The following is a 25,590-nucleotide window of genomic DNA, read 5'->3' as shown; positions in this document are numbered from 1 at the left end:
CAGCCCAGCGGGAGCAAGCTCCCTCGCCACAGATGAAACCGGATCAGGCGGTAGTTTCGACCAACCGGTGCCACAACGCGTAATACACCCGACCGGATTTCTGCTCCCGGTGCAGGCGCCAGCTACCCGGCAGGCCGAGGGTAGACGGGGCGGTCTCGCTTTCAGTGTAGATCCACGCATCGGGTGCCAGCCACTGGCGCTCTTCCAGCAGCGCGCAAACAGTCGGCAACAGGTTCTGGTTGAACGGCGGATCGAGGAACACCACGTCGTATTCGCTGGCCGCCTGGGTTTCCAGGTAGCGCAGCGCATCGGCGGTCTGCACCTGGCCGGTGGTGCAGCGCAGTGTGCCGAGGTGTTCCTTGAGGCTGGACACCGCCACATTGCTGGCATCCAGCGCCTGGCCCTGGGCCGCGCCACGGGACAGCGCCTCCAGGAACAGCGCGCCACTGCCGGCGAACGGGTCCAGTACCTTGGCGCCGCCGATATACGGCGCGAGCCAGTTGAACAGGGTTTCACGCACGCGGTCCGGCGTTGGGCGCAGGCCCACGACGTCGGGGAAACTCAGCTTGCGGCTGCCCCATTCACCGCCAATGATGCGCAGTTGGCCCACACCGTTATGCACGTTGTGGACAGGTTTTTTCGGGCGAGATGAACTGGCCATTAATGCTCCGGAACCCCGAGCGGCTGCTCGGCGGGTTTATCAGTGGGGGGCGGTAGTGGCTTTTGCGCAATCGTCGGGCCGGCGGTCACGATGACCATCTTGTCGGCGCTCAAGTGTTTATTCATTGCAGCCTTGACCTGCTCTACGGTCAGGGCCTGGGATTGTTTCATGAAATCCTCAAGATAGCTCAGCGGCAGGTTATAGAAACCCATGGCGCCCAACTGCCCGACGATATCCGCGTTGCTTGCGGTGGACAGCGGGAAGCTACCGGCCAGCTCACGCTTGGCGTCGTCCAGTTCCTTTTGCGTCGGGCCGGTCTTGAGGTAATCGGCCAATACGTCTTCAACCAGGCGCAGGGTGCCGCCGCTCATTTCGGCGCGGGTCTGCAGGTTGATCATGAACGGGCCACGTACCTGCATCGGCGAGAAGCCGGAGTAAACGCCGTAGGTCAGGCCGCGTTTCTCACGCACTTCGCTCATCAAGCGGGTGCCGAAACCTCCGCCGCCGAGGATCTGGTTGCCCAGGGACAAGGCGGCGTAGTCCGGGTCGGCGCGGTCGATGCCCAGTTGCGCGAACAGCAAATGGGTTTGCTTGGACGGGAACTCGATATGGCTCAGGCCAGCTTTCGGCTCGGTCGGCTGGGCGATCTTGGCCAGGGCCGGGCCTTTGGGCAGCGATGCGGAGACCTTGGCCGTCATGGCCTCAGCTTCGGCGCGAGTCAGATCGCCCACCACGGCAATCACCGCATTGCCCGCTGCGTATGCTTTGGCGTGGAAGGCCTGCAGCTGCGCCAGGGTAATCGCCGGAATGCTCTCAGGCGTGCCTTCGCTCGGGTGTGCGTAAGGGTGGTCGCCGTACAAACGCTTGAACAGTTCAAGGCTGGCCAGCTTGCCCGGGTTCTGTTTCTGGTACTCAAAACCCGCAAGAATCTGGTTCTTGATGCGCGCCAGGGAGTCGGCCGGGAATGTCGGCTTGCCGATCACTTGGTCAAATAGCGCCAGGGCCGCGTCGCGTTTATCGCTGTCGCTCAGGCTGCGCAGGGACACCAACGCCATGTCGCGAAAAGCGCCGTTGCCGAAGTCGGCGCCCAGGCCCTCAAAGCCGCTGGCGATCTGGCTGACATCCTTGCCCGGTATGCCTTCGTTGAGCATGGCGTTGGTCAGCAACGCAACGCCGGGCGTGTTGCCGTCCTGGCTGCTGCCGGCGGCGAACAGGATGCGCATGTCGAACATCGGCAGTTCGTGGGCTTCGACGAACAGCACCTTGGCGCCTTCGGCGGTGGTCCAGGTTTGCACGTCGAGCTTGCGGTTGGTCGGCGCCTTGCCGTCCAGTTCCGCCAGGGATTGCAGCTTGTTGGCCGATTGCGCATTGTCCAGCGCCTGGCTGGCCACCGATTCACTCGGGCGCAGGAAGTACACGGCGCTGGCGGCGATCAGGGTGACGACGACCAGGCCGGGGAAAATCAGGCGGCTGCTTTTGCGATCACTCATGAGCGGTCTCCTCGGGCAAAACATGGGCGACGCTCAAACGTTCGCGGGTGAAATAGGTGCGTGCGGCTTTCTGGATATCTTCCGGGGTCACGCTTTGCAGGTCGGCAAGCTCGGTGTCCATGAGTTTCCAGGACAGGCCGACGGTTTCCAGCGAGCCGATGGCCGTGGCCTGGCTGGTGATGGAATCACGTTGGTAAACCACACCGGCAATCACTTGGGCGCGGATACGCTCCAGTTCTTCGGTGGTCGGCGGCTTGGCTTTCAACTCGTCGAGCAAACGCCACAGGCCGGCTTCGGCCTGGGCAATGGTCTTTTTCTTCTGTTGGTTCGGCGTGGCGCTCAATGTGAACAGGCTGTCACCACGGGTATAGGCGTCGTAGCTGGTGGAGGCGCCGGAGACCAGCTCTTCACCGCGCTCCAGTTGCTCTGAGATACGTGCGCTGTAGCCACCATCCAGCAGGGCCGACAGCAGGCGCAGGGCTTGCACCGAGCGCTTGTCTTCGGCAGTCGCAAGGCCCGGCACGTTGAAGCCGAGGATCACGCTCGGCAGTTGGGTCTGCACGTGCATGGTCAGCAAGCGCTCGCCAGGTTCGGCCAGTTCCAGCGGGATCTTGGCGGGTGGCACGTCACGCTTGGGGATTGGGCCGAAGTAACGTTCGGCGAGTTTCTTGACCTCATCCGGCGTTACGTCGCCGACCACCACCAGCGTGGCGTTGTTCGGTACATACCAGGACTGGTACCAGTGGCGCAGTTCTTCCACCTTCATGCGCTCAAGGTCAGCCATCCAGCCGATGGTCGGCGTGTGATAGCCGCTGGCCGGGTAGGCCATCGCCTTGAAGCGCTCGTAGGCCTTGGACATCGGGTTGTCGTCGGTGCGCAGGCGGCGTTCTTCCTTGATCACCTCGATTTCGCGGCTGAACTCATCGGCCGGCAGGCGCAGGCTGGCCATGCGGTCGGCTTCCAGCTCGAAAGCGACGCCCAGGCGGTCACGCGCCAGTACTTGGTAGTACGCGGTGTAATCGTCACTGGTGAAGGCGTTTTCTTCGGCGCCCAGGTCGCGCAGGATCAGCGAGGCTTCGCCGGGACCGACTTTGGCGCTGCCCTTGAACATCATGTGTTCCAGAGCGTGGGACAAACCGGTCTGGCCCGGGGTTTCGTAGCTCGAACCGACCTTGTACCAGACCTGGGAAACCACCACCGGCGCGCGATGGTCTTCGCGCACGACCACTTTAAGGCCGTTATCGAGGGTGAATTCATGGGTGGGTTGTGGGTCGGCAGCCAAGGCTGAAAGAGGCAGACAAACTGTGCTGAGCAGCAGGCCTGCGGCGCGGCGGGCTAGAGCATTCATTCGTGTTTTAACCTGTTGGGCTACCCGCTTGGTCTTAGCGTCGGCGGGCGAGGAGGTGCTAGGATACTGATCCCGTTTGGACAGGGCCACTGTGGCGGTCATCTTGTCCTGGTTTCAGTCGTAGGAATGTAGGAGTTGGCGCTGGGTTTCCCCGACGATCTTCTACTTTTCGCCGATTTTGTCGCTTCAGTCCTTTATTGAAACGATTTGTTGAGGCCTTTATTTACGCCTTACAAAATGTTGCGCATGAACAAGCGAGCGTTAAAGCAGTCTGTTCTGCATCGAATTTATTTACCGAGGCGCCCTGGCGCATCGCTACTTTGAGATAGCCGTCCTCCATGTTTGGTTCCAACGACGACAAGAAGAGCCCAGCTGCGGCTGGCGAGAAAAAAGGCCTGTTCGGATGGCTGCGCAAAAAGCCGCAGGAAACCGTCGTCGAACAGCCACAGGTTCAGCCTGAGCCGATTCCAGAACCCGTCATAGACGCTGAGCCGCCCGCGCCGGTGGTGTTGCCGATGGCCGAGCCGGTGTTGCAGCCGGTGGTTGAGGCGGAGCCTGAGCCTGAGCATAAACCGTGGTTGGAACTGCCGGTGGCTGAAGAGCCTGTGGCACTGGTTGAAGATGTACAGGCTGAGCACGTCACGCCGCCGATTCCTGTGGTTGTTGAGCCGGTTGCAGTGGTAGTCGAAGCGCCTGCGCCCATCATTGTTGAGCCTGAGCCTGAGCCTGAGCCTGAGCCTGAGCCTGCACCTGCACCTGCACCTGCACCTGCACCTGAGCCTGTTGTCGTTGCCGCTCCCGCCATTATCGAGCCGCCGGTTGCCCCGGAGCCTGTTGTGGCTGCCGTTGAAACCAGCAAAACCGGGTTCTTCGCCCGCCTCAAGCAAGGCCTGAGCAAAACCAGCGCCAGCATCGGCGAAGGCATGGCCAGCCTGTTCCTGGGCAAGAAGGTCATCGATGACGAACTGCTGGAAGACATCGAAACCCGTCTGCTCACCGCCGACGTGGGCGTTGAAGCCACTGCCGTGATCATCCAGAGCCTGACCCAGAAGGTTGCGCGCAAGCAACTGACCGACGCCGATGCGCTCTACAAATCCCTGCAGGCCGAACTGGCGGCGATGCTTAAACCTGTAGAAGCCCCGCTGGTGATTACGCCGAACAAGCCGTTCGTGATTTTGGTGGTCGGCGTCAATGGCGCCGGCAAGACCACCACCATCGGCAAGCTGGCCAAGAAGCTGCAGTCCGAAGGCAAGAAAGTCATGCTCGCCGCCGGCGACACCTTCCGCGCCGCTGCCGTGGAGCAGCTGCAGGTCTGGGGTGAGCGCAACAAGATCCCGGTGATCGCCCAGCACACTGGCGCCGATTCCGCCTCGGTGATCTTCGATGCCGTGCAAGCTGCCAAGGCTCGTAACATCGACGTGTTGATCGCTGATACCGCCGGTCGCCTGCATACCAAAGACAACTTGATGGAAGAACTGAAGAAAGTGCGCCGCGTGATCGGCAAGCTCGACGCCGACGCCCCGCACGAAGTGCTGCTGGTGCTTGACGCCGGCACTGGCCAGAACGCCATCAGCCAGGCCAAACAATTCAACCAGACGGTGCAACTGACCGGCCTGGCATTGACTAAGCTCGACGGCACAGCCAAAGGCGGAGTGATCTTCGCCCTGGCCAAACAGTTCGGGTTGCCGATTCGTTATATTGGTGTCGGTGAAGGCATCGACGACCTGCGCACCTTTGAAGCCGAACCCTTTGTACAGGCACTTTTCGCCGAGCGGGAGCGTTCATGATTCGATTCGAACAGGTCGGTAAACGCTACGCCAACGGGCATGTGGGCTTGCATGAGCTGAGCTTTCGAGTACGGCGTGGCGAGTTTCTATTTGTAACCGGCCACTCGGGCGCCGGTAAAAGTACGCTGCTGCGGCTGTTGCTGGCGATGGAGCGCCCGACCACCGGCAAGCTGCTGCTGGCCGGCCAGGATCTGGCGACCATCAGCAATGCACAGATTCCGTTCCTGCGCCGCCAGATCGGTGTGGTGTTCCAGAACCACCAATTGCTGTTCGATCGCACGGTGTTCAACAACATCGCTCTGCCGTTGCAGATTCTCGGCCTGTCCAAGGCTGAAATCGTCAAGCGCGTGGATTCGGCCCTGGAGCGCGTGGCGCTGTCGGACAAGACCGACCTGTACCCAGGCGACCTGTCCACCGGCCAGCAACAGCGCGTCGGCATCGCCCGCGCCATTGTCCACCGCCCGGCCTTGCTGCTGGCGGACGAACCTACCGGTAACCTCGACCCGCGCCTGGCGGCGGAGATCATGGGCGTGTTCGAAGACATTAACCGCCTGGGCACCAGCGTATTGATCGCCAGTCACGACCTGGCACTGATCGCCCGTATGCGCCACCGCATGCTGACCCTGCAACGCGGCCGTCTGATCGGCGACGGGGAGGCTGGCGTATGAGTGCAACTCGCAGCCCCAAGGTTTCCGAGCGTGTGGCGCCAAAAGCCGCCGACCCGCAACCGCCGAAGAAAAAACGCGACGAAGATGATGGCCCGGATTTCGCCACTTTGCTGCGCGCCTGGATCGAAAGCCATCGCGCCAGTTTGGTCGACAGCCTGCGCCGCCTGGGCAAGCAGCCGATCGGCAGCTTTTTCACCTGCCTGGTAATGGCCGTGGCACTGAGCCTGCCGATGGGCTTGTCGCTGCTGCTTAATAATGTCGAGCGCCTGGGCGGTTCCTGGCAGCGCGCGGCGCAGATTTCGCTGTACCTGGACCTCGACACCAGTGCCAAAGACGGCGAGAACCTGCGCGATGACATCAAGAATCTGCCGGGCGTGGCGGATGCCGAATACATCAGCCGCGATCAGGCGCTTGAAGAGTTCCAGCAGCAATCGGGCCTGGGTGAGGCGCTTAAAGAGCTGCCGCAGAGCCCACTGCCGGGCGTGGTGCTGGTGACGCCGAACGAAGTCGACAAGCCGGCGCTTGAGGCCCTGCGACAAAAACTCGCAGAGATGCCGAAGGTGCAACAGGCACAACTTGATCTAGTCTGGGTAGAGCGCCTGGCGGCCATTCTCAAGCTGGGCGACCGCTTTGTGTTCGGTCTCACGGTGTTGTTGGTGTCTGCATTACTTTTGGTGATAGGTAATACCATTCGTCTTCATATTGAAAACCGCCGCACCGAGATAGAAGTGATTAAACTGGTCGGCGGCACAGACAGCTATGTGCGTAGGCCTTTTCTGTACATGGGCGCGCTTTATGGCTTCGGTGCCGGGATTTTGTCCTGGGGCGTTTTGGCTTTTGGCTTGAACTGGCTCAACGACGCGGTAGTAGGGCTGGCCGGCTTGTACGGCAGCGATTTTGCCTTGGCCGGTGTGCCGGTTGCCGATGGCCTGAGTCTCTTGCTTGGTGCCGTCTTGTTGGGGTATATCGGTGCTTGGATTGCGGTCGCTCGTCATTTACGTGAGCTGGCACCGAAGTAGTTAATGTCAGATTAATGTGGTTTCGTTTGTATTGACCGTATTGGTGGTTTAGGGAACTTGTCCTACGGTTCCCGGTCAATTTTCGCAGTGCTGAACTGCACGAGTTATGTGAGTCGGAGGTTTTTTCGTATGACCACTTCTTTGCAACCTGCTTATGCTCTGGTCCCAGGTGCAAACCTGGAAGCCTATGTGCACACGGTCAACAGCATTCCATTGCTGACGCCCGAGCAGGAGCGTGAACTGGCCGAGAGTCTCTACTATGAGCAGGATTTGGGGGCGGCTCGGCAGATGGTGCTCGCCCACCTGCGTTTTGTCGTACATATCGCCCGTAGCTATAGCGGCTACGGCCTGGCCCAGGCTGACCTGATTCAGGAAGGCAACGTCGGCCTGATGAAGGCTGTAAAGCGCTTCAACCCTGAGATGGGCGTGCGCCTGGTGTCGTTTGCCGTGCACTGGATCAAGGCGGAAATCCACGAGTTCATCCTGCGCAACTGGCGCATCGTGAAAGTCGCGACCACCAAGGCCCAGCGCAAGCTGTTCTTCAACCTGCGCAGCCAGAAAAAACGCCTGGCGTGGCTGAACAATGAGGAAGTACACCGCGTGGCCGAAAGCCTCGGCGTGGAGCCGCGTGAAGTGCGCGAGATGGAAAGTCGCCTGACCGGTCATGACATGGCCTTCGACCCGGCCGCTGAAGCGGACGACGACAGCGCCTTCCAATCGCCGGCCAACTACCTGGAAGACCACCGGTACGACCCGGCACGTCAACTGGAAGACGCCGACTGGAGCGACAACTCCAACCAGAACCTGCACGAAGCGCTGGAAGTGCTGGACGACCGCAGCCGTGACATCCTCTATCAGCGCTGGTTGGCTGAAGACAAAGCCACGCTGCATGACCTTGCGCAGAAGTACAACGTGTCGGCCGAGCGGATTCGTCAGCTTGAAAAAAGCGCGATGAACAAGCTGAAATTGTCTATCGCCGCTTAAAACGCTGCGATAAGACAAAAAAATGCCCCGGTCGGAAGGCCGGGGCATTTTTGTGTGCAATCTAAAGTCTCTAGCTCAACTCGGTCTACTGTGGGAGCTGGCTTGCCTGCGATGAGGCAGTCTCAGCCAGCACATGTGGTGATTGACCCACCGCAATCGCAGGCAAGCCAGCTCCCACAGGTATTGCATTGTGTCAGTCAGCCCACGGGGCTTTTCGGGAGTTATTCAACTCCACCAAGTAGCCATCCCCACCCAGTTGGCTCATCTGCTGCCGAATCCACGCCGCCCGCCGTGCCACATACGCCGTTGGATGGCTGGCACTCCACACCCGTGGATTAGGCAAAACCGCCGCCAGATAGCTGGCCTGCTGACGGGACAGCGCCTTGGCACTCACGCCAAAGTGATGCCGCGCGGCTGCCTCTGCGCCAAACACGCCTTCATCCCACTCCACGCTGTTGAGGTACACCTCAAGAATCCGCTGTTTGGGCCACAGCACCTCGGTCAGTGCGGTAAACCAGGCTTCCAGGCCTTTGCGCAGATAACTGCGACCGGTCCACAAAAACAGGTTCTTCGACACTTGCTGGCTCAAGGTGCTGGCGCCGCGAATCGAACCGCCGCGCTCGTTATGCAGCAGCGCCGCCTGGATCGCGCCGAAATCAAAACCCCAATGCTGCGGGAAACGCTGGTCTTCACCGGCCATTACCGCCACTTTCAGTTCGTCGGATATGTCGTCCCACGGCACCCACGTGCGTTGCAGGTCAATCGGTTCGCCGTCGACCCAGGATTCGACCTTGCGCTCCACCATCAGCGCGGTGAACGGTGGCGGCACCACACGAAACAGCAGCACCAGCAGCACACTGCCGATGGCAAACCATTTAATGACTTTAAGAAAGCGCTTGAAGAGGAGACGCAGCATAGAGATGGCTTGGCCGAACCCGTTGAGCGGGCCATTATACAGACCCTGCCCATCGAGTCTGACTGGAGTTCCTCATGCTGCGTAGCTTTCTGATGCTGGCTGCCTTTTTCGGCTTTACCGGCGTCGCCCTGGGTGCCTTTGCCGCCCACGGCCTGAAAAACCGCCTGAGCGCCGAGTACCTGGCAATCTTCCATACGGGCGTCACCTACCAGTTGGTGCACGCCCTGGCGCTGTTCGGCGTGGCGTTGCTGGCCGCGCATATACCTGGCCGACTGGTCAGTTGGGCGGGCATCTCGTTTACCGTTGGCATTCTGCTGTTCTCGGGCAGTCTGTATGCGCTGACCCTGACCGGCATCAGCAAGCTCGGCATCATCACGCCGTTTGGGGGGCTTGCCTTCTTGCTCGGCTGGTTCTTCCTCGGTTTGACTGCGTGGCGTCTACAGGTCGCCTGACCAAGGGACTTGGGTCAGCCACGCTGATCGGGCTAGAATGCTGGCCCCTAAAAACGATGGCGGCCCGTGGCATGCGCATTCAGTTGAACGGCGAACCCCTTGAACTGCCCGACGGTGAAACCGTTGCGGCCCTGCTGACCCGTCTGGACCTGACCGGGCGCCGTGTCGCAGTGGAGCTCAACCTGGATATCGTCCCGCGTAGCCAGCATGCCGAAACCGCGCTCACCGAAGGTGATCAGGTGGAAGTGGTCCACGCCATCGGCGGCGGCTAGCCGCCCGGCGCTCAAGGGCGCCAACCCGCATTCTGCAGAACCTCACCCCACTTCGAGGATTTCCCATGAGCATCGTTCGTAGCGACAAGCCCTTCGTCCTGGCCGGTCGTACCTACCAGTCCCGTCTGCTGGTCGGCACCGGCAAGTACCGCGACATGGAAGAAACCCGTCTGGCCATCGAAGCCTCGGGTGCCGAGATCGTGACGTTTGCCGTGCGCCGCACCAACCTCGGCCAGATCGAAGGCGAGCCGAATCTGCTCGAAGTGTTGTCGCCGGATCGCTACACCTTCCTGCCGAATACTGCCGGTTGCTACGACGCCATCGAAGCTGTGCGCACCTGCCGCCTGGCCCGTGAGCTGCTCGACGGCCACAACCTGGTGAAGCTGGAAGTGCTGGCCGACCAGAAAACCCTGTTCCCCAACGTGATCGAAACCCTCAAGGCCGCCGAAACCCTGGTCAAGGAAGGCTTCGACGTGATGGTCTACACCAGTGATGACCCGATCATCGCGCGCCAATTGGCCGAAATTGGCTGCATCGCCGTGATGCCGCTGGCCGGGCTGATCGGTTCCGGCCTGGGCATCTGCAACCCGTACAACCTGCAAATCATCCTCGAAGAAGCCAAGATTCCGGTGCTGGTGGATGCGGGCGTGGGCACTGCCTCCGACGCCACCATCGCCATGGAGCTGGGTTGCGACGCGGTGCTGATGAACTCAGCCATCGCCCATGCCCAGCAGCCGGTCATGATGGCTCAAGCCATGCAACATGCAATCGTAGCGGGCCGCCTGGCGTACCTCGCCGGTCGCATGCCGAAAAAACTGTACGCCAGCGCCTCCTCGCCGCTGGATGGTCTGATCAAGTAAGAGCCATTGATGACTGAATCAAACGAAACGCCGAACACCGTGGAAGAAGGCGACGAGTCCAAGCACCGCCGCATCAAGAGTTTTGTGATGCGCGCCGGCCGCATGACCGAAGGCCAGCAAAAGGGCCTGGAGCAAGGTACGCCGCTGTTCGTGTTGCCATTGGCCGACGCGCCGGTGGACTACGACCAGGTGTTCGGCCGTTCGGCCCCACGCTCCCTGGAAATCGGTTTCGGCATGGGCCACTCCCTGCTGGAAATGGCTGCGACCGCGCCGGACCAGGACTTTATTGGGGTGGAAGTGCACCGCCCAGGTGTCGGCGCGCTGCTTAACGGCGTGCTGACCCAAGGCCTGACCAACCTGCGCGTCTACGACTGCGACGCGATTGAAGTGCTAAACCGCTGCATCGCCGACAACAGCCTCGACCGCCTGATGCTGTTCTTCCCGGACCCTTGGCACAAATCGCGTCACCACAAACGCCGTATCGTCCAGGCTTCCTTCGCGGAGCTGGTGCGCAGCAAGCTCAAAGTGGGCGGCATCCTGCACATGGCCACCGACTGGGAACCGTATGCCGAATACATGCTGGAAGTAATGGACGTAGCGCCTGGCTACCGCAACCTGGCCGAAGACGGCAAATGCGTGCCACGCCCGGCTGAGCGTCCGATTACCAAGTTCGAACGCCGCGGCGAGCGACTGGGGCATGGGGTTTGGGATTTGAAGTTCGAGAAGGTCGACTGACAAGCCAATAGCTGGCTTGGAATGCAATCAACTGTGGGAGCTGGCTTGCCTGCGATGCAGACACCTCGGTGTATCAGTGATACCGAGTTGATGCCATCGCAGGCAAGCCAGCTCCCACAGTCGTTTTGCAGTGTTGCTGGAGTTGGCGGCGATCTATCGCCATTTGGTGTTTGACTTGTAAAGGAATACACGGGTTTGAAATCCATTCTCTGTTGCTCGGTACTGCTGGGCTTGCTGTCTTCGACGGTCTTTGCTGCCACCACCGCCGCCCTGCCAGTGACCTCCCCGGACGACTACTTCGAGCGTGCGCAAAAGAAGGCGGAACAACTCAAGTTATTGTTCGATGAGAACGTCAAGCTGGAGGCCAGTGGCAAGCTGGATAAGGCCACTTTGCCTGAGCAACTCAAAGAGGTTCAGGGCACCATGGCTGCGTTCGAGCGTGATCTGAAGATGGCCTCGGAGGGTGGCCACGTTGTAGCGACCTATATGCTGGCCAATATGCAAAGCCGGTTCGGCATGTCTGACGAAGAACGCAAACAGGTGTGTGAGCCGATGCACAGGGCAATGGATCAAGGTTTGTTGGCCGCCGGCGTGGGTTATTACTATCAGTGCGACATGACGTACATGCGCCTTGATCTGCTTGATCCTGGGCACATCAAGTATCTGGAGGCGCTCAAGCAGATGCTGCTGAAAGTTGACGAAAACCGCGATTACTATCCGTTGTACACCAATCGCTCGCTTTGCTTTGAAAGTGATCGGTTAGCCGAGATCAAAGAAGAAAGAACTCTGGGTAACATGCAAGCCCGTGCCAGTGCGCGGATGCTGACCTATGATCAGTACCGGGCGGATGCCTACTACATATTGGCTGCGACTCGAATGAACGAGAAAGGTATGCCGGATAGCACTAACCTGGCTTATCTCAACCAGGCGCTTGAGCTGGGTTGTAAAGACCCGATGACTCTTAAAGAGTATTACCAAAAAGAGTTTGGTAAGCCGGTGTCGAAATAGAGCGCCGACACTTAGCGGCGGTCGGCTACTACGCCTATCAACACCAGCACCACCACCAACACCGGCGCCAGGCTGTAGTTATTGAACTGGCTCAACCCCCGCACAATCCACGGCGTGGCATACAGCAATGCGGCGCCGCTGCCGATCATGCACACCAATGCCATCAACGGTACGCGCAATGCCCCGGCGATGCTGCCCAAGCGGCCTTCGATCCAGCCTTTGATATCAGCGCCAAACAACACCAGTAGGCAGCCGACAAGGGCCAGGGAGATTTCCGACAGATTGCTACGGCTCCAGCGGGACACGGTGGCGAGCAGGTCGAGTACCAAATCCATGTGATTTCCTTAGAGCGATCAGCTCAAAAACTTCTGCAACAGGTCATTGAGAAACAGTTGCCCACGGTCGGTGGCCGCCAGGCGTGACGGTTCGACCTGCATTAAGCCACTTTGTTCTGCCTCACGGCGGCCTTCGTCGAGGCTGGCCAGGTCGAGGCCGGTGCGCTCGGCGTACAGCTTGGATTCAACGCCTGCGGTGAGCCGCAAAGCGTTCATCAGGAACTCGAATGGCAGCTCTTCATTGGTGAGCTCTTTTGCTCCGGCCTGGAAGCTTTTGGCCGGGTTGAGGTAGTCCTTGGGGGCCCGGGTTTTCCAGGTGCGTACGATGCGCCCGTCCGGGTGGCTGAGCTTGCCGTGGGCACCGGCGCCGATGCCGATAAAGTCACCGAAGCTCCAGTAGTTCAGGTTGTGTCGCGCCGGGCGGCCCGGTTGGGCATAGGCCGACACTTCATATTGCGCGTAACCGTGTTCGGCCAGCAGCGCCTGGCCGGCTTCCTGAATATCCCACAGCGTGTCGTCTTCCGGCAGCGCGGGCGGCTGGTTCCAGAATACGGTGTTGGGTTCCAGCGTCAGCTGATACCACGACAGGTGCGTTGGCTTCAGCGCGATGGCCTGGCGCAAGTCGCTCAGCGCATCGTCCAGTGACTGATCGGGCAAACCGTGCATCAGGTCCAGGTTGAAGTTATCGAACCCGGCCTGGCGGGCCATGCCAGCGGCGCGTACAGCCTCATCGCCATTATGGATGCGGCCCAACGCCTCAAGCTTTTGCTGCTGGAAGCTCTGGATGCCGATGGACAGGCGATTGATCCCCAACTTGCGGTACGCCACGAACTTCTCTTGCTCGAAGGTGCCAGGGTTGGCTTCCAGGGTAATTTCGATGTCGTCGGCAAACGGGATACGGGCTTGCACGCCTTTGAGCAGGCGTCCCAGCGCGGCGGCACTGAACAGGCTGGGCGTACCACCGCCGAAGAAAATCGAGCTTAGTTCACGGCCGTAAACCGCGTGCAGGTCTTGATCAAGGTCGGCGAGCAAGGCGTCCACGTACTCTTCTTCCGGCAGCACTTTGCTGGCGGTGTGGGAGTTGAAGTCGCAATACGGGCATTTGCGCACACACCACGGAATGTGGATATACAGCGCCAGGGGCGGCAGCACCGGCAAGGCCGCCCGCGGTGTTTGCGCGCCGCCGTGGATCAGCGGCTGCGCAGAAGTGTTTTGGGTCATTTCAGGCTCAGGCGTTGGCGCAGCAAATCCATTGCGCGGGCGCGGTGGCTGATCTGGTTCTTGTCGGCCGGGCTCAGCTCGGCGCTGGAGACATTGCGCTCCGGCACCCAGAACAGCGGGTCATAGCCAAAGCCATGCTCGCCACTGGCGGCATGCAGGATGCGCCCGTGCCACAGGCCTTCGCACAGAATCGGCAACGGGTCATCAGCGTGGCGAACCAGCGCCAGCACACAGACGAACTGTGCTCCACGCTCGGCGTCCGGCACATCCTTGAGGGCTTCGAGCAGCTTGGCGTTGTTAGCCGCATCGCCTTTGCCATCGGCATACCGCGCCGAGTAGATGCCCGGCGCGCCGCCGAGGAAATCCACGGCCAGGCCCGAGTCGTCCGCGAGTGCCGGCAGGCCGGAGATGCGTGCGGCATTGCGGGCCTTGAGGATGGCGTTTTCAACAAACGACAGGCCGGTCTCTTCCGGCTCTACTTGGCTGAACTCTCCGATCGAGCGCAGTTGCACGGAGTCGCCGAGCATGGCCTGGAGTTCTTTGAGTTTGCCGGCGTTATGGCTGGCCAGTACGAGTTGGGTGAGGTTCATCATTCGGCCGGGAAAAGTTCTTGGACAAAACTGAAACCGTGGGCCTTGCCGCCAGTTTCAACATTGATAGTGAAGGTCTTGAATTCTTGTTGCGGCACTGAGTAAGGGGCCAGGTAATTGGTCACGCCTTTTTCGGTGATTTGCTTAAACGTCAGCACTTCACTCTTACCGCTCAAGTCCTTGATGGTGCCGGTGACTTGCGCCACCACAGGCGTCACGCCTTTGAACACCGACACATTGATCAAGCCTTTGTTCTTGCTGCGTACCACGCCCACCGCTTGAGCGGTTTCGGGTTGCAGGAAGCTGGAGGTAAAGGTGTTGTAACGCACGGTGATATCACCAAATTCTTTGGTGCGATTAGGGTCGATAACATCGGCGGCCATGGCGTTGGCGCCCAGCAGTGCAGTCAATAAAAAAATAGCCAAACGACTCATAAGCGTCCCTCTTGAAATAATTAGACGGCAATCTTGTGGTCGGTCAGGCCAGGGCTGCTGACCCGGTAGATACCAATTTCGCCCAACAGGTTGGGCCATAGTTTACTCGCCCAGCCGTGGCGGTGCTGTTGATCGACGGCAAGGCGGTTGATCACCTTGGCCTCACGCTCGCCGCACAGGGCTTCGAAGTCTTCAAACGTGCAGAAGTGGATGTTCGGCGTGTTGTACCAGGTGTATGGCAGGAAGTCCGAGACCGGCATGCGGCCCTTGGTCGCCAGGTACCAACGGCAGCGCCAGTGGCCGAAGTTGGGGAAGGTAATGATGCACTGACGGCCCACGCGCAGCATCTCGTCGAGGATGCGGTCCGGGTAATGCACCGCCTGCAGGGCCTGGGTCATCACCACGATATCGAAACTGTTGCTGGCAAAGTTGCCCAGGCCCTTGTCCAGGTCCTGCTCGATCACGTTGATGCCCTTGGCCACGCACTGGGCGATGTTGTCCGGGTCGTTTTCCAGGCCATACCCGGTGACTTGCTTGTTGTCGCGCAGCCAGCTGAGCAGTTCGCCATCACCACAGCCCAGGTCGAGCACGCGGCTGCCGGCGGGGATCCAGTCTTGGATGATTTCCAGGTCGGCTCTCATGGCGTTCTCACAAAGTAATGCGGTTCATGTAGTTGCTGAAAGCCTGCAAGTAACGCGGGATCGGAATCAGGAAGGCGTCATGGCCTTGCGGAGCATCGATCTCGAGGTAGCAGACGTCTTTGCGGGCAGCCATCAAAGCGTCCACCAGCTCACGCGAACGCGCCGGCGAGAAGCGCCAGTCGGTGGTGAACGACATCACGCAGAACTTGGCCGTGGCGTGCTCGAAGGTTTTCGCCAGGTCGTCGTCGTGGTTGGCGGCCGGGTCGAAGTAGTCCAGCGCCTTGGTCATCAGCAAGTAAGTGTTGGCGTCGAAGCGCCCCGAGAACTCCTCGCCCTGATAACGCAGGTAGCTTTCGACCTGGAACTCGACACTGTGGAAGTCGTAGTTGAGCTTCTCACTCTTGAGCCCACGGCCGAATTTTTCGCCCATGGAGTCATCGGACAGGTAGGTGATATGCCCGACCATCCGCGCCAGCATCAAGCCGCGCTTGGGGATCACGCCCGCTTCCTGGAACGAGCCGCCGTGGAACTCGGGGTCGGTGAGGATGGCCTGGCGTGCCACTTCATTGAAGGCGATGTTCTGCGCCGACAGTTTTGGCGCCGAGGCAATGGCCAGGCAATGGCGCACGCGATCCGGGTAGGAGATGGTCCATTGCAGCGCCTGCATACCGCCCAGGCTGCCGCCGATCACGGCGGCCCACTGGCTGATGCCCAGCAAGTCGGCAAGGCGCGCCTGGCTGTGCACCCAGTCTTCCACGGTCAGCACCGGGAAGTCGGCGCCGAATGGCTTGCCGGTTTCCGGGTTGAGGCTGCTCGGGCCGGTGGAACCGTTGCAGCCGCCGAGGTTGTTCAGGCTGACCACAAAGAATTTGCTGGTGTCGATGGGCTTGCCGGGGCCGATGCAGCTGTCCCACCAGCCGGGCTTGCGCTCGTCGACACTGTGAAAGCCGGCGGCGTGATGATGCCCGGACAAGGCGTGGCAGATCAGCACGGCGTTGCTCGCCGTGGCGTTCAACTGGCCGTAGGTTTCATAGATCAGGTCGTAGGCGGGCAGCGAACGGCCGCAGGCCAGGGCCAGCGGTTCGCTGAAGTGCGCCACTTGGGGCGCGACCAGTCCAACAGAATCGGGGGGGAAGGCAGCTGGCATCGACCCTGCTCTCGTTTAAATGAGGCGTAAGTCTAAAGAGCGGTGACCCCAGCGGCAAGCAAAGGCCTGCACCAGTACGCAGATACAGATATCAGCACTGGCTTGTGTGGGAGCTGGCTTGCCTGCGATTGCATCACCAAGGTGAGACTGACACGCCGAGGTGCCTGCATCGCAGGCAAGCCAGCTCCCACCTATCAGATCAGGCCGAACAGCTCTTTAGGCATGAACGCGTAGTACGCCAGGCGCGGAATCACCCAGCTTTGCAGCAGCTGGATCGCGATAAACGCGAAGATCGGCGAAATATCCAGGCCGCCCAGGTTCGGGATCAGGCGGCGGAACGGCGCCAGCACCGGCTCGGTGATCTGGGCCACCAACTCGGCGCCCGGGCTGCGGCTGCCAGGTGCGACCCACGACAGAATCACGCTGATGATCATCGACCAGAAAATGATCTTCAAAAACAGCGAGAAGATCCCGATCAAACCCCATGGCAACAGCAGCACGGTGAACGCCTGGTAGCCGTTGAGCATCAGGATCACCACAAACAACAGGATTTGCAGGAGCAGCGCCAGCACCAGCGAAGACATGTCCAGGCCGAACATGCTCGGCACTACCCGGCGCAGTGGCTTGAGCAGCGGCTGGGTGGCCTTGACCACGAACTGGCACAGCGGGTTGTAGAAATTCGCCCGCACCAGTTGCAGGATAAAACGCATCAGCACGATCAGCAGATACAGGCTGCCCAGGGTCTGGATGATGAAAATGGCAGCGTCATTGATTCCGAGCATGTTTGATTACCTTGGTAAGGGATGACTATTTGCCCAGTTGCTCAGCCATCTCGGCCGAACGGTGTGCCGCAGCACCCAGTGCTTTTTCCACCAGGGCTTCAAAACCCCCGGCCTGGAACGATTCGATGGCAGCCTGCGTGGTGCCGCCTGGCGAGGTCACGCGACGGCGCAACTCGGCAGCGTCTACATCACTGTCGACCGCCATGTTCGCGGCGCCCAAAGCAGTTTGCTCGGCCAGTTGCTCGGCGACTTCATGGGGCAGGCCCAGTTTCACGCCAGCGGCGGTCATGGCTTCGATCAACAGAAAGAAGTAAGCCGGGCCGCTGCCGGACACGGCAGTAACCGCGTCCAATTGCTGCTCCTGTTCCAGCCACACGGCCAGGCCCACGGCAGACAGCAGTTCCTGCGCCTGGTCGCGCTGCTCTGCCGTCACGTCGGCAGTGGCGTACAAGCCGCTGACGCCCTTGCGCAGCAGTGCTGGAGTATTGGGCATGCAACGCACAATCGGCTGGGCACCGAGCCAGGTGTTCATGCTCGCGCAGGTGATACCGGCGGCAATCGACACCACCAGTTGGTGCGGTTGCAGGCTCGGGCGCAGGCTCTCGCACACGGCCTTCATGGCTTGCGGCTTGACCGCCAGCACGATCACGTCGACGCCCTGGATGGCCTCGGCGTTATCGGCAAAGGTTTCGATACCGTGCTCGGCGCTGACGCGCGCGCGGGTTTCGGCGCCAGGGTCGCTGGCGCGGATTTGCGTGGTTTCCAGGCCCTTGGCCCGCAGGCCGCCGATCAGGCTGGCCGCCATGTTACCGGCGCCGATAAAGGCAATACGCGTGTTGCTCATGACAGGTCCTTACTTAGAGGGATGTCAGCCATTTCACGGCTGGCTGTAGTCGCGGGCGCCAAACAGGGCGGTACCAATCCGCACCCAAGTGGCCCCTTGGGCGATAGCCGACTCAAGGTCGTGGCTCATGCCCATGGAAAGTGTGTCCAGCCCCAGGTTCAGGCTGGCTTGCAGATCGCTGACCGCTGCGAAGGCTGCATCTTGTGCCGCGCGATTTTCAGTCGGCTCGGGGATCGCCATCAAGCCACGCAGCTTCAAACGCGGCAGGGCGCTGATTGCAGTGGCCAAGGCCGGCAGGTCGGCGGGTGTACAGCCGGACTTGCTGGCTTCGCCACTCACATTCACCTGAATGCAGATATTCAGCGGCGGCAGGTCAGCCGGGCGTTGTTCAGACAGGCGTTGCGCGATTTTCAGGCGGTCCACGGAATGCACCCAAGCGAAGTGCTCGGCGATCGCACGAGTCTTGTTCGATTGAATGGGGCCGATGAAGTGCCAACTCAAGGGCAAGTCGGTTAATTCAGCCTGTTTGCCCAGGGCTTCCTGCAGGTAGTTCTCGCCAAAGTCGCGCATGCCGGCGGCATAGGCTTCACGCACGGCCTGGGCCGGTTTGGTCTTGCTCACGGCCAGCAGGTGGATGCTGCTTTCGTCACGTTGCACGGCGTGGGCCGCGACGCGGATGCGCTGGCTAACCTGGCCAATGTTGTCTGCTATCGTCGACATTCAAGATGCACCCGTGGATATGGAGTCCGCGGCATTCTACTGGAAATGGAAAGCCCTATGGATATCACTGAAATGCTGACGGCCAGCGTGCGCCGTGGCGCCTCCGACCTGCATCTGTCGGCGGGCCTGGCGCCAATGCTGCGTGTTGATGGCGAAATCTGGCCATTGGATGGCCCGGTGCTTTCGCCTACGCAAGTTGCGGACTTATTAAGCCCTTTGCTCAATCAGCACCAACAAAAGGATTTCGAAACATCTCTTGAAACGGATTTTGCCTTCGCGCTGCCGGGCCTGGCGCGGTTCCGCGCGAATGTGTTCCGCCAGGATCGCGGCATGGGCGCGGTGTTTCGCACCATCCCGACCGAAGTGCAAAGCCTGGAGAGCCTCGGGTTAGGCGAGGTCTTCCGCCGTATCGCACAGCTGCCGCGTGGCCTGGTGTTGGTGACCGGGGCGACCGGCTCGGGCAAGTCCACGACCCTGGCGGCGATGATCGACCACCTCAATCAGCACCGGCGCCAGCAAATCCTCACGCTGGAAGACCCGATCGAATTTATCCACAGGCCGAAAATGGCCCTGATCAATCAGCGTCAGGTACACCGCGATACCCATAGTTTCTCGGTGGCGCTGCGCTCGGCACTGCGTGAAGACCCGGATGTGATTCTGGTGGGCGAGCTGCGTGACCTGGACACCATCCGCCTGGCACTGACGGCGGCAGAGACCGGGCACTTGGTATTGGGCACGCTGCACACCACCTCAGCGGCAAAGAGCGTGGATCGGCTGGTGGACGTGTTCCCTGCGGGGGAAAAAGCCATGGTGCGCACCATGCTGTCGGAGTCGTTGCAGGCGGTGGTGTGCCAGGTGCTGGTCAAGAAGCTCGGCGGCGGCCGGGTCGCGGCGCACGAAATCATGCTGGGCACGCCAGCCATTCGTAACCTGATCCGCGAGGACAAGGTGGCGCAGATGGTCTCAGCGATTCAGACCGGCGGGGCGTTGGGGATGAAAACGCTGGATATGAGCTTGAAGGCGTTGGTCAGCGAAGGGCTGATCAGCCGGGAGGATGCGCGGGGGCAGGCGAGGGTGCCTGGGGATATATAGGTCTGAAGATCGACGCAAAAAAATGTGGGAGCGGGCTTTGTGTGGCGAGGGAGCTTGCTCCCGCTTGACCGGGCTGGCGCTCCAGTGCGAAGCGCTCCCAAAATCTTGGGGCCGCTGCGCAGCCCAGCGGGAGCAAGCTCCCTCGCCACAGCAAGCCCTCCCACATTTTGTAGTGCATTCAGCCTGGGATCAGCGCTGAACAACCCGCAGGTTATTCTGCTCTTTAGGCAGAACACGCTTGGCAATCACGTAGTTCTTGTCCCAGAACGGCTTTTTCAGTGTGTCGATGCTCACCGACTTGCCACGGCGCGGTGCGTGGATAAAGCGGTCGTTGCCCAGGTAGATGGCAACGTGGTTGACCTGGCGGCTCTTCAACTTGAAGAACAACAGGTCGCCCGGTTTCAAATCCTTGCGGTCAACCTTCAAGCCGTGGCCGGCAGCCATGGCATTGGAGGTGCGGGGCAAATCCACCGCTTTTACATCATTAAACGCATATTTCACCAAACCGCTGCAGTCGAACCCTTTACTTGGGCTGCTGCCGCCCCAACGATAAGGTGTACCGAGCACGTTAACGGCACGGCTGAGGACATTGCTGCTTTGTTTGGTGTTGACGGCCAGTTGGGTGTGGGTTGCTTTACCGTGGGCCTTGCTCACTTGAGTCGGGCGGTTGACGGTCAGCTTTACCGACTTGGCAGTGCTGGGTGTGCTGTGAACTTTAGGGGTGAAACCGTTAACGTTAGGAAGACGTTGCTCACGATTGGTGGCGTGGGCGGCCAGTGGCATTAATAGGCAGATGGTTAGCCATGTCTTGAAAAATGGTCGCATTAGGCGTGGCTCTTTATGGTTTGCGCGCAACTTTATAACAGCTTTTTGTGTCGTTCTAAGGCCGTTTGTCGACTGAACCCTGGGGTCAAATACAGGAAAAACGCGACGAATTGCCGCTATTGTCCTACAGAAGTCAGGTGGCATAAGGCTTTGCGGGAGGGAAGATACCATTTGCCGTGCGTCGGGCGCCCGTAAAAAAGTCACAAAGAAAATGAAAAAATTTATCTATCGAGGCAAAAGAGGTACTCCATGAACACCTATCGACAGGATGTTACGCAGCAAGACACCCACAGCAAGGTGATCGGTTACCTGCTGTGGATTTTTGGTTTTACTGGGGCACATCGCTTCTATTACGGCAAACCGGTGACCGGCACGATCTGGTTTTTCACCTTCGGCCTGTTCGGTATCGGCTGGCTGATCGACTTGTTCCTGATCCCGGCCATGGACCGTGAAGCGGACCTGCGTTTCACCGCCGGGCCGATCGAATACAACGTGGCCTGGATACTGTTGGCGTTCCTGGGTGTGTTCGGCTTGCACCGCATGTACCAGGGCAAATGGATCACCGGCCTGATCTACCTGCTGACCGGCGGTTTGTTCCTGATCGGGGTGCTGTATGACTTCTGGACGTTGAATACGCAGATTTCGATCCGCAATGCCGAGCGCAATGCTGGACGATAAAGCACTTAAGTCATGTAGAGATGCAAATGTGGGAGCTGGCTTGCCTGCGATAGCATCACCTCGGTAGGGATGAAAAACCGAGGTGTCCGCATCGCAGGCAAGCCAGCTCCCACATTGACCGTGCCTACACTAGCTGTGTGATCTATCAGGCCTGGTAAGTAATTCGCCCATCCACCAAGGTGTAACGCACCGTCGCCGGCAGGCTATGGCCGATGAACGGGCAGTTCTCGCCCTTGGACAGCCAGTGCTCCCCGGCGACCGTGGAACTGGCCGGGGCAAACAGCACCAGATCCGCCGCCGAACCCACCGCCAACTTACCCGCCGGCAAGCGCAATGCCTCGGCCGGGCCAGCGCTCAGGCGCGCCAGCAGCGTCGGCAAGTCCAGCAAGCCGTCTTCCACCAACGTCATCGCCAAGGGCAGCAACAGCTCTACGCTGCTGATTCCCGGCTCGGTAGCGCCAAACGGTGCCAGCTTGGCATCCCGTTCGTGGGGCTGGTGATGGCTGGAGATGGCCGACACCACACCCGACTTCACCGCCGCCCGCAAACCTTCACGGTCGGCCAGGGTGCGCAGCGGCGGCTGCACGTGATACAGGCTGGAGAAGTCGATCAGCGCCTCATCGGTCAAAATCAGCTGATACAACGCCACATCCGCCGTCACCGGCAAGCCGCGCGCCTGGGCCTGGGCGATCAAGGCCACACCGCGTGCGCTGGTGAGTTGGCTGAAGTGCGCGCGCACGCCGCTTTGTTCCACCAACAGCAGGTCGCGGGCCAGGGCCACGGTCTCGGCAGTTTCCGGAATGCCCGGTAGGCCGAGGAAGCTGGCCACGGCGCCCTCATGGGCCAGGCCGCCTTCGGCCAGGTCGCGGTCCTGGGAGTGGAAAATCACGGTCAGATCGAACGTAGCCGCATATTCCAGCGCACGGCACAGCGTGCGGGTGCTGCGAAAACTCTCCAGGCCGTTGCCGAATGCCACGCAACCGGCGTCACGCAGGGCGATCAGCTCGGCAAGTTGTTCGCCTTCCAGGCCTTTGCTCAACGCGCCGATGGGGAACACCTTGCAATTACCGGCTTCACGGGCGCGGTCGAGGATCAGCTCGGTCACCGCCGAAGTGTCCAGGATCGGCTTGGTGTGGGGCGGGCAGCACAGGCTGGTGACGCCACCGGCCGCAGCCGCGCGGGTTTCGCTGGCGATGCTGCCTTTGCGGCTGTAACCCGGCTCGCGCAGGGCGACGTTCAGGTCCACCAGGCCAGGCGCGGCCACCAGGCCTTTGGCATCGATGCTCTGGCTGGCGCTGAAGCCTGCGGGCGCGGCGCCAATGGCGATGAGCTTGCCGGCTTCCAGGTGAAGGTCGGTGACTTGATCCAGGCCACTGGCCGGATCGATAACGCGAGCGCCAAGAATGCTGAGCTTCACTGGGCGTTCTCCTGCTCGAATTGACGTTGCGCGGTTTGCCCGCTCATGGCCATGGACAGCACGGCCATACGGATGGCGATGCCATAAGTCACCTGGTTGAGGATCACTGACTGCGGGCCATCGGCCACCGCCGATTCAATCTCCACGCCACGGTTGATCGGGCCTGGGTGCATCACGATGGCGTCCGGCTTGGCGCCGGCCAAACGTGCGGTAGTCAGGCCGAACAGGCGGTAGAACTCGCCTTCGCTCGGCAGCAGGCCACCGGACATGCGCTCGCGTTGCAGGCGCAGCATGATCACCACGTCCACATCCTTGAGGCCTTCGGTCATGTCGGTGTAGACCTTCACGCCGTATTGCTCGATGCCGATCGGCAGCAGGGTTTTCGGCGCGATTACGCGGATATCCGGGCAACCCAGGGTTTTCAGGGCCAGCATGTTCGAGCGCGCCACCCGCGAGTGCAGGATGTCGCCGACGATGGCCACCGACAGGTTTTCAAAGCTGCCCTTGTGCCGACGGATGGTGAGCATGTCGAGCATGCCCTGGGTCGGGTGGGCGTGGCGGCCGTCGCCGCCGTTGATGATTGCCACCTGCGGGCACACATGTTCGGCGATGAAATGCGCGGCACCGGAGTCGCCGTGGCGTACCACGAACATGTCCGCAGCCATGGCTTCCAGGTTGCGCAGGGTGTCGAGCAGGGTTTCGCCCTTGCTCGCCGACGAGGTCGACACGTTCAGTGTGATCACGTCGGCTGACAGCCGCTGGGCCGCCAGTTCAAACGTGGTGCGGGTGCGCGTTGAGTTCTCGAAGAACACATTGCAGATGGTTTTGCCGCGCAGCAGCGGGACTTTCTTCACCGCCCGGCCACCGACTTCGAGGAACGAGTCGGCGGTGTCGAGGATTTCAGTGAGCAGTTCGCGGGGCAAACCGTCGAGGGACAAGAAGTGTTGCAACTGGCCCTGAGCATTGAGCTGCAGCGGGCGCTTGGCATCTAGAGGCGTCATCGCGGGGACTCTGTACAAGGCGGTTTAAAGGGCAAGGTCTTGCAGTTCGAGTTCGAGCGGCGTGGGACCGGACAATTTTACCCGCTGGTGGGCTTCAAGGGACAGTGTGGCGCCGACCACATCCGGGCTGATCGGCAATTCGCCAGCATCCAGGTCCAGCAGGCACACCAGGGTTACGCTGGCCGGGCGGCCGTAGTCGAACAGCTCGTTGAGGGCGGCGCGGATAGTGCGGCCGCTCATCAGCACGTCGTCGATCAGCACCAGATGCTGGCCTTCGACCTCAAACGGCAGCGCCGAGGGCTGCACTTGCGGGTGCAGGCCATTCTGGCTGAAGTCGTCGCGGTAAAAGGACACGTCCAGGGTGCCCAGCGGCGAATCGCTGCCCAGCTCTTCCAGTAACGCCTGGGCCACCCACACACCGCCAGTGCGGATGCCGATAAAACGCGGCTCGCTGATGGCGCGGTGTTCCAAGTGGGCCTTAAGGCGAATCGCCATCTGGCTGATCAGTTCGGTGGGATTGGGCAGGCTCATGGTGGCTCCTTCAAGGCCTTGCGCGGCGTGGGCGCAGCAAGGTCCGGACTCAAACGTAAAAAGACGCGGCAAGCCGCGTCAGTCAGGATTCAAATAAAGCGGTGTTTTCATCCAGCCAGCCCTGCAGCAACAGGGCGGCGGCAATGGCGTCCACGGGGTTGTCGCGGTAGCTGCCTTTTTGCCCTCCACGGTCGCGGCGTTCACCCTTGGCTTCAAAGGTGGTCAGGCGTTCATCGTGGGTATAGAAGGGCAGGTTGTAGCGGCCATTGAGGCGGCGGGCGAATTTTTCCGCGCGCAGGCACATTTCGCTGGGGGTGCCGTCCATGTTCAAGGGCAGGCCGACCACCACAGCATCGGGCTTCCACTCTTTAATCAGGGCTTCGACCTGGTTCCAGTCCGGCACGCCGTTCTGGGCTTTCAAGGTACACAGCTCGCGGGCCTGGCCGGTAATCACCTGGCCGACCGCTACGCCGATCTGTTTGGTGCCGTAGTCAAAACCGAGGATCAAGCGCAAAGCCATCAGGCGTGCCCCGCCTGGCTGGTCAGCAGGCTGAGGTTGACCCGCAGCTTGGCGGCAGCCGCTTCCAGGCGCAGCTCACTGGCGGTGTTGAACAGGATGTCGGCGTCAAACGGGCACGTCAGCCAGGCATTGCTGGCCAATTCCGCTTCCAGTTGCCCGGCTTCCCAGCCGGCGTAGCCGAGGGTGATCACGCTTTGCTCAGGGCCGACGCCGTCGGCGATGGCGAACAACACGTCCTGGGAGGTCGACAGCGACACGCCTTCAAGGTCTACCGTGGCCTGAAACTTTGGCCCGGTGGGGTGCAGCACAAAGCCGCGATCGGTCTGCACCGGCCCGCCAATGTAGATCGGCACACCCTGGCAGCGCGCCGGCGGGTCGATCTCGGGGCGCAACTGCTCAAGGATATCGGCCAGGTTCAGCTCTTGCGGGCGGTTGACCACCAACCCCATGGCACCATTGGCCGTGTGCTCGACGATGTAGGTCAAGGTCTGCGCAAAGTTCGGGTCGGCCATATGGGGCATGGCGATCAGGAATTGGTGCTTGAGGTAGGTCGGGCTGACATTTTTCATGTCCACTAGTGTGGCGTTGGAGGGGCGAACTGACAAGCTGGAG

Annotated in this window: 30 protein-coding genes; 11 read left to right on the top strand and 19 right to left on the bottom strand. The window is 60.7% G+C overall.

From position 1 onward, the window contains the following. Nucleotides 1-43: 43 nt before the first annotated feature. From rsmD to P5706_RS31040, 3 genes are read right to left on the bottom strand one after another with little or no spacing between them, the layout of a single operon-like run. Nucleotides 44-661 (bottom strand): 16S rRNA (guanine(966)-N(2))-methyltransferase RsmD, encoded by a 618-nt coding sequence (gene rsmD / locus P5706_RS31050; protein WP_138813451.1) that lies wholly within the window; start codon nt 659-661, stop codon nt 44-46. After that, a complete protein-coding gene (locus tag P5706_RS31045; protein WP_285684205.1) occupies nt 661-2,151 on the bottom strand; it encodes a M16 family metallopeptidase in 1,491 nt (496 codons plus the stop codon). Before P5706_RS31045 ends, rsmD begins: the two co-directional genes overlap by 1 nt. After that, nucleotides 2,144-3,499, bottom strand: a complete 1,356-nt coding sequence (locus P5706_RS31040; protein WP_200430447.1) for a M16 family metallopeptidase — start codon at nt 3,497-3,499, stop codon at nt 2,144-2,146. Before P5706_RS31040 ends, P5706_RS31045 begins: the two co-directional genes overlap by 8 nt. 338 nt (nt 3,500-3,837) lie before the next feature. Here P5706_RS31040 and ftsY point away from each other — a divergent pair, with 338 nt between their 5' ends. The 4 genes from ftsY (at nt 3,838) to rpoH (ending at nt 7,957) form a co-directional block, all read left to right on the top strand. Next, nucleotides 3,838-5,286 (top strand): signal recognition particle-docking protein FtsY, encoded by a 1,449-nt coding sequence (gene ftsY / locus P5706_RS31035; RefSeq protein ID WP_285684202.1) that lies wholly within the window; start codon nt 3,838-3,840, stop codon nt 5,284-5,286. Then, nucleotides 5,283-5,954 (top strand): cell division ATP-binding protein FtsE, encoded by a 672-nt coding sequence (ftsE, locus tag P5706_RS31030; protein ID WP_003213784.1) that lies wholly within the window; start codon nt 5,283-5,285, stop codon nt 5,952-5,954. The genes ftsY and ftsE overlap by 4 nt, the downstream gene beginning before the upstream one ends. Next, entirely contained in the window at nt 5,951-6,973 is a 1,023-nt protein-coding gene (gene ftsX / locus P5706_RS31025; RefSeq protein WP_285684199.1) for a permease-like cell division protein FtsX, read from the top strand. The genes ftsE and ftsX overlap by 4 nt, the downstream gene beginning before the upstream one ends. A 129-nt stretch (nt 6,974-7,102) precedes the next feature. Continuing rightward, nucleotides 7,103-7,957, top strand: coding sequence for an RNA polymerase sigma factor RpoH (rpoH, locus tag P5706_RS31020; protein ID WP_065912223.1), 855 nt, complete (start codon nt 7,103-7,105; stop codon nt 7,955-7,957). 193 nt (nt 7,958-8,150) lie between these two features. On the opposite strand, the gene mtgA is transcribed toward rpoH, so the two are convergent. After that, nucleotides 8,151-8,873, bottom strand: a complete 723-nt coding sequence (mtgA, locus tag P5706_RS31015) for a monofunctional biosynthetic peptidoglycan transglycosylase (RefSeq protein WP_285684196.1) — start codon at nt 8,871-8,873, stop codon at nt 8,151-8,153. Between the two features lie 74 nt (nt 8,874-8,947). On the opposite strand from mtgA, the gene P5706_RS31010 reads away from it, so the two are divergent. From P5706_RS31010 to P5706_RS30990, 5 genes are all read left to right on the top strand, one after another. After that, nucleotides 8,948-9,325, top strand: a complete 378-nt coding sequence (locus P5706_RS31010) for a DUF423 domain-containing protein (RefSeq protein WP_056857688.1) — start codon at nt 8,948-8,950, stop codon at nt 9,323-9,325. Between the two features lie 71 nt (nt 9,326-9,396). Beyond that, nucleotides 9,397-9,597, top strand: coding sequence for a sulfur carrier protein ThiS (thiS, locus tag P5706_RS31005; RefSeq protein WP_178112716.1), 201 nt, complete (start codon nt 9,397-9,399; stop codon nt 9,595-9,597). A 65-nt stretch (nt 9,598-9,662) separates the two neighbouring features. Continuing rightward, entirely contained in the window at nt 9,663-10,457 is a 795-nt protein-coding gene (locus P5706_RS31000; protein WP_105521099.1) for a thiazole synthase, read from the top strand. Nucleotides 10,458-10,466: 9 nt separating this feature from the next. Further along, nucleotides 10,467-11,192, top strand: a complete 726-nt coding sequence (gene trmB, locus P5706_RS30995) for a tRNA (guanosine(46)-N7)-methyltransferase TrmB (RefSeq protein ID WP_285684190.1) — start codon at nt 10,467-10,469, stop codon at nt 11,190-11,192. A 195-nt stretch (nt 11,193-11,387) separates the two neighbouring features. Further along, nucleotides 11,388-12,200 carry a hypothetical protein gene (locus tag P5706_RS30990; RefSeq protein ID WP_285684188.1) on the top strand — a complete coding sequence of 271 codons (813 nt, stop codon included), beginning with the start codon at nt 11,388-11,390 and terminating at the stop codon, nt 12,198-12,200. A gap of 11 nt (nt 12,201-12,211) precedes the next feature. On the opposite strand, the gene P5706_RS30985 is transcribed toward P5706_RS30990, so the two are convergent. The 9 genes from P5706_RS30985 to P5706_RS30945 all read right to left on the bottom strand — a co-directional run bounded on the left by P5706_RS30985 (nt 12,212) and on the right by P5706_RS30945 (nt 18,914). Next, nucleotides 12,212-12,535: a DUF3392 domain-containing protein gene (locus P5706_RS30985; protein ID WP_017139459.1), complete on the bottom strand. Its 324-nt coding sequence runs from the start codon at nt 12,533-12,535 to the stop codon at nt 12,212-12,214. An 18-nt stretch (nt 12,536-12,553) separates the two neighbouring features. Then, entirely contained in the window at nt 12,554-13,756 is a 1,203-nt protein-coding gene (gene hemW / locus P5706_RS30980) for a radical SAM family heme chaperone HemW (protein ID WP_285684184.1), read from the bottom strand. Continuing rightward, nucleotides 13,753-14,349, bottom strand: coding sequence for an RdgB/HAM1 family non-canonical purine NTP pyrophosphatase (gene rdgB / locus P5706_RS30975; protein WP_105521096.1), 597 nt, complete (start codon nt 14,347-14,349; stop codon nt 13,753-13,755). Before rdgB ends, hemW begins: the two co-directional genes overlap by 4 nt. After that, nucleotides 14,346-14,780 carry a DUF4426 domain-containing protein gene (locus tag P5706_RS30970; protein WP_138813460.1) on the bottom strand — a complete coding sequence of 145 codons (435 nt, stop codon included), beginning with the start codon at nt 14,778-14,780 and terminating at the stop codon, nt 14,346-14,348. The genes rdgB and P5706_RS30970 overlap by 4 nt, the downstream gene beginning before the upstream one ends. Nucleotides 14,781-14,800: 20 nt before the next feature. Then, complete coding sequence (gene metW, locus P5706_RS30965; RefSeq protein ID WP_016972957.1) at nt 14,801-15,421, bottom strand: methionine biosynthesis protein MetW; 621 nt, start codon at nt 15,419-15,421, stop codon at nt 14,801-14,803. A gap of 7 nt (nt 15,422-15,428) precedes the next feature. Then, nucleotides 15,429-16,568 (bottom strand): homoserine O-succinyltransferase MetX, encoded by a 1,140-nt coding sequence (metX, locus tag P5706_RS30960; protein ID WP_285684177.1) that lies wholly within the window; start codon nt 16,566-16,568, stop codon nt 15,429-15,431. 194 nt (nt 16,569-16,762) lie between these two features. After that, nucleotides 16,763-17,350, bottom strand: coding sequence for a YggT family protein (locus tag P5706_RS30955; RefSeq protein ID WP_017139454.1), 588 nt, complete (start codon nt 17,348-17,350; stop codon nt 16,763-16,765). A 25-nt stretch (nt 17,351-17,375) separates the two neighbouring features. Next, nucleotides 17,376-18,194 carry a pyrroline-5-carboxylate reductase gene (proC, locus tag P5706_RS30950; RefSeq protein WP_285684174.1) on the bottom strand — a complete coding sequence of 273 codons (819 nt, stop codon included), beginning with the start codon at nt 18,192-18,194 and terminating at the stop codon, nt 17,376-17,378. A gap of 33 nt (nt 18,195-18,227) precedes the next feature. Next, the gene (locus P5706_RS30945; RefSeq protein ID WP_285684172.1) at nt 18,228-18,914 is read right to left on the bottom strand and encodes a YggS family pyridoxal phosphate-dependent enzyme; all 687 of its coding nucleotides are present in this window, start codon (nt 18,912-18,914) and stop codon (nt 18,228-18,230) included. Between the two features lie 57 nt (nt 18,915-18,971). Here P5706_RS30945 and P5706_RS30940 point away from each other — a divergent pair, with 57 nt between their 5' ends. Beyond that, entirely contained in the window at nt 18,972-20,006 is a 1,035-nt protein-coding gene (locus tag P5706_RS30940; RefSeq protein WP_285684170.1) for a type IV pilus twitching motility protein PilT, read from the top strand. Nucleotides 20,007-20,195: 189 nt separating this feature from the next. Here the strand turns inward: P5706_RS30940 and P5706_RS30935 are convergent, their stop codons facing one another. Beyond that, entirely contained in the window at nt 20,196-20,831 is a 636-nt protein-coding gene (locus P5706_RS30935) for a C40 family peptidase (protein WP_200430436.1), read from the bottom strand. 249 nt (nt 20,832-21,080) lie between these two features. On the opposite strand from P5706_RS30935, the gene P5706_RS30930 reads away from it, so the two are divergent. Continuing rightward, nucleotides 21,081-21,509, top strand: coding sequence for an NINE protein (locus P5706_RS30930; RefSeq protein ID WP_186616998.1), 429 nt, complete (start codon nt 21,081-21,083; stop codon nt 21,507-21,509). 145 nt (nt 21,510-21,654) lie between these two features. Here the strand turns inward: P5706_RS30930 and P5706_RS30925 are convergent, their stop codons facing one another. The 5 genes from P5706_RS30925 to P5706_RS30905 all read right to left on the bottom strand — a co-directional run bounded on the left by P5706_RS30925 (nt 21,655) and on the right by P5706_RS30905 (nt 25,547). Beyond that, nucleotides 21,655-22,926 (bottom strand): dihydroorotase, encoded by a 1,272-nt coding sequence (locus tag P5706_RS30925; protein WP_285684164.1) that lies wholly within the window; start codon nt 22,924-22,926, stop codon nt 21,655-21,657. Then, nucleotides 22,923-23,927 (bottom strand): aspartate carbamoyltransferase catalytic subunit, encoded by a 1,005-nt coding sequence (locus tag P5706_RS30920; RefSeq protein ID WP_056857699.1) that lies wholly within the window; start codon nt 23,925-23,927, stop codon nt 22,923-22,925. Before P5706_RS30920 ends, P5706_RS30925 begins: the two co-directional genes overlap by 4 nt. A 24-nt stretch (nt 23,928-23,951) precedes the next feature. Then, complete coding sequence (pyrR, locus tag P5706_RS30915; protein WP_200430435.1) at nt 23,952-24,458, bottom strand: bifunctional pyr operon transcriptional regulator/uracil phosphoribosyltransferase PyrR; 507 nt, start codon at nt 24,456-24,458, stop codon at nt 23,952-23,954. 82 nt (nt 24,459-24,540) lie between these two features. Further along, entirely contained in the window at nt 24,541-24,978 is a 438-nt protein-coding gene (gene ruvX / locus P5706_RS30910; protein ID WP_003213744.1) for a Holliday junction resolvase RuvX, read from the bottom strand. Next, nucleotides 24,978-25,547 carry a YqgE/AlgH family protein gene (locus P5706_RS30905; RefSeq protein ID WP_017139445.1) on the bottom strand — a complete coding sequence of 190 codons (570 nt, stop codon included), beginning with the start codon at nt 25,545-25,547 and terminating at the stop codon, nt 24,978-24,980. Before P5706_RS30905 ends, ruvX begins: the two co-directional genes overlap by 1 nt. Between the last annotated feature and the right edge of the window lie 43 nt (nt 25,548-25,590).

Source organism: Pseudomonas sp. ChxA (genome assembly GCF_030263855.1).
Lineage (GTDB): Bacteria > Pseudomonadota > Gammaproteobacteria > Pseudomonadales > Pseudomonadaceae > Aquipseudomonas > Aquipseudomonas fluorescens_CB.
This window is presented reverse-complemented; position numbering and strand designations above follow the sequence as displayed.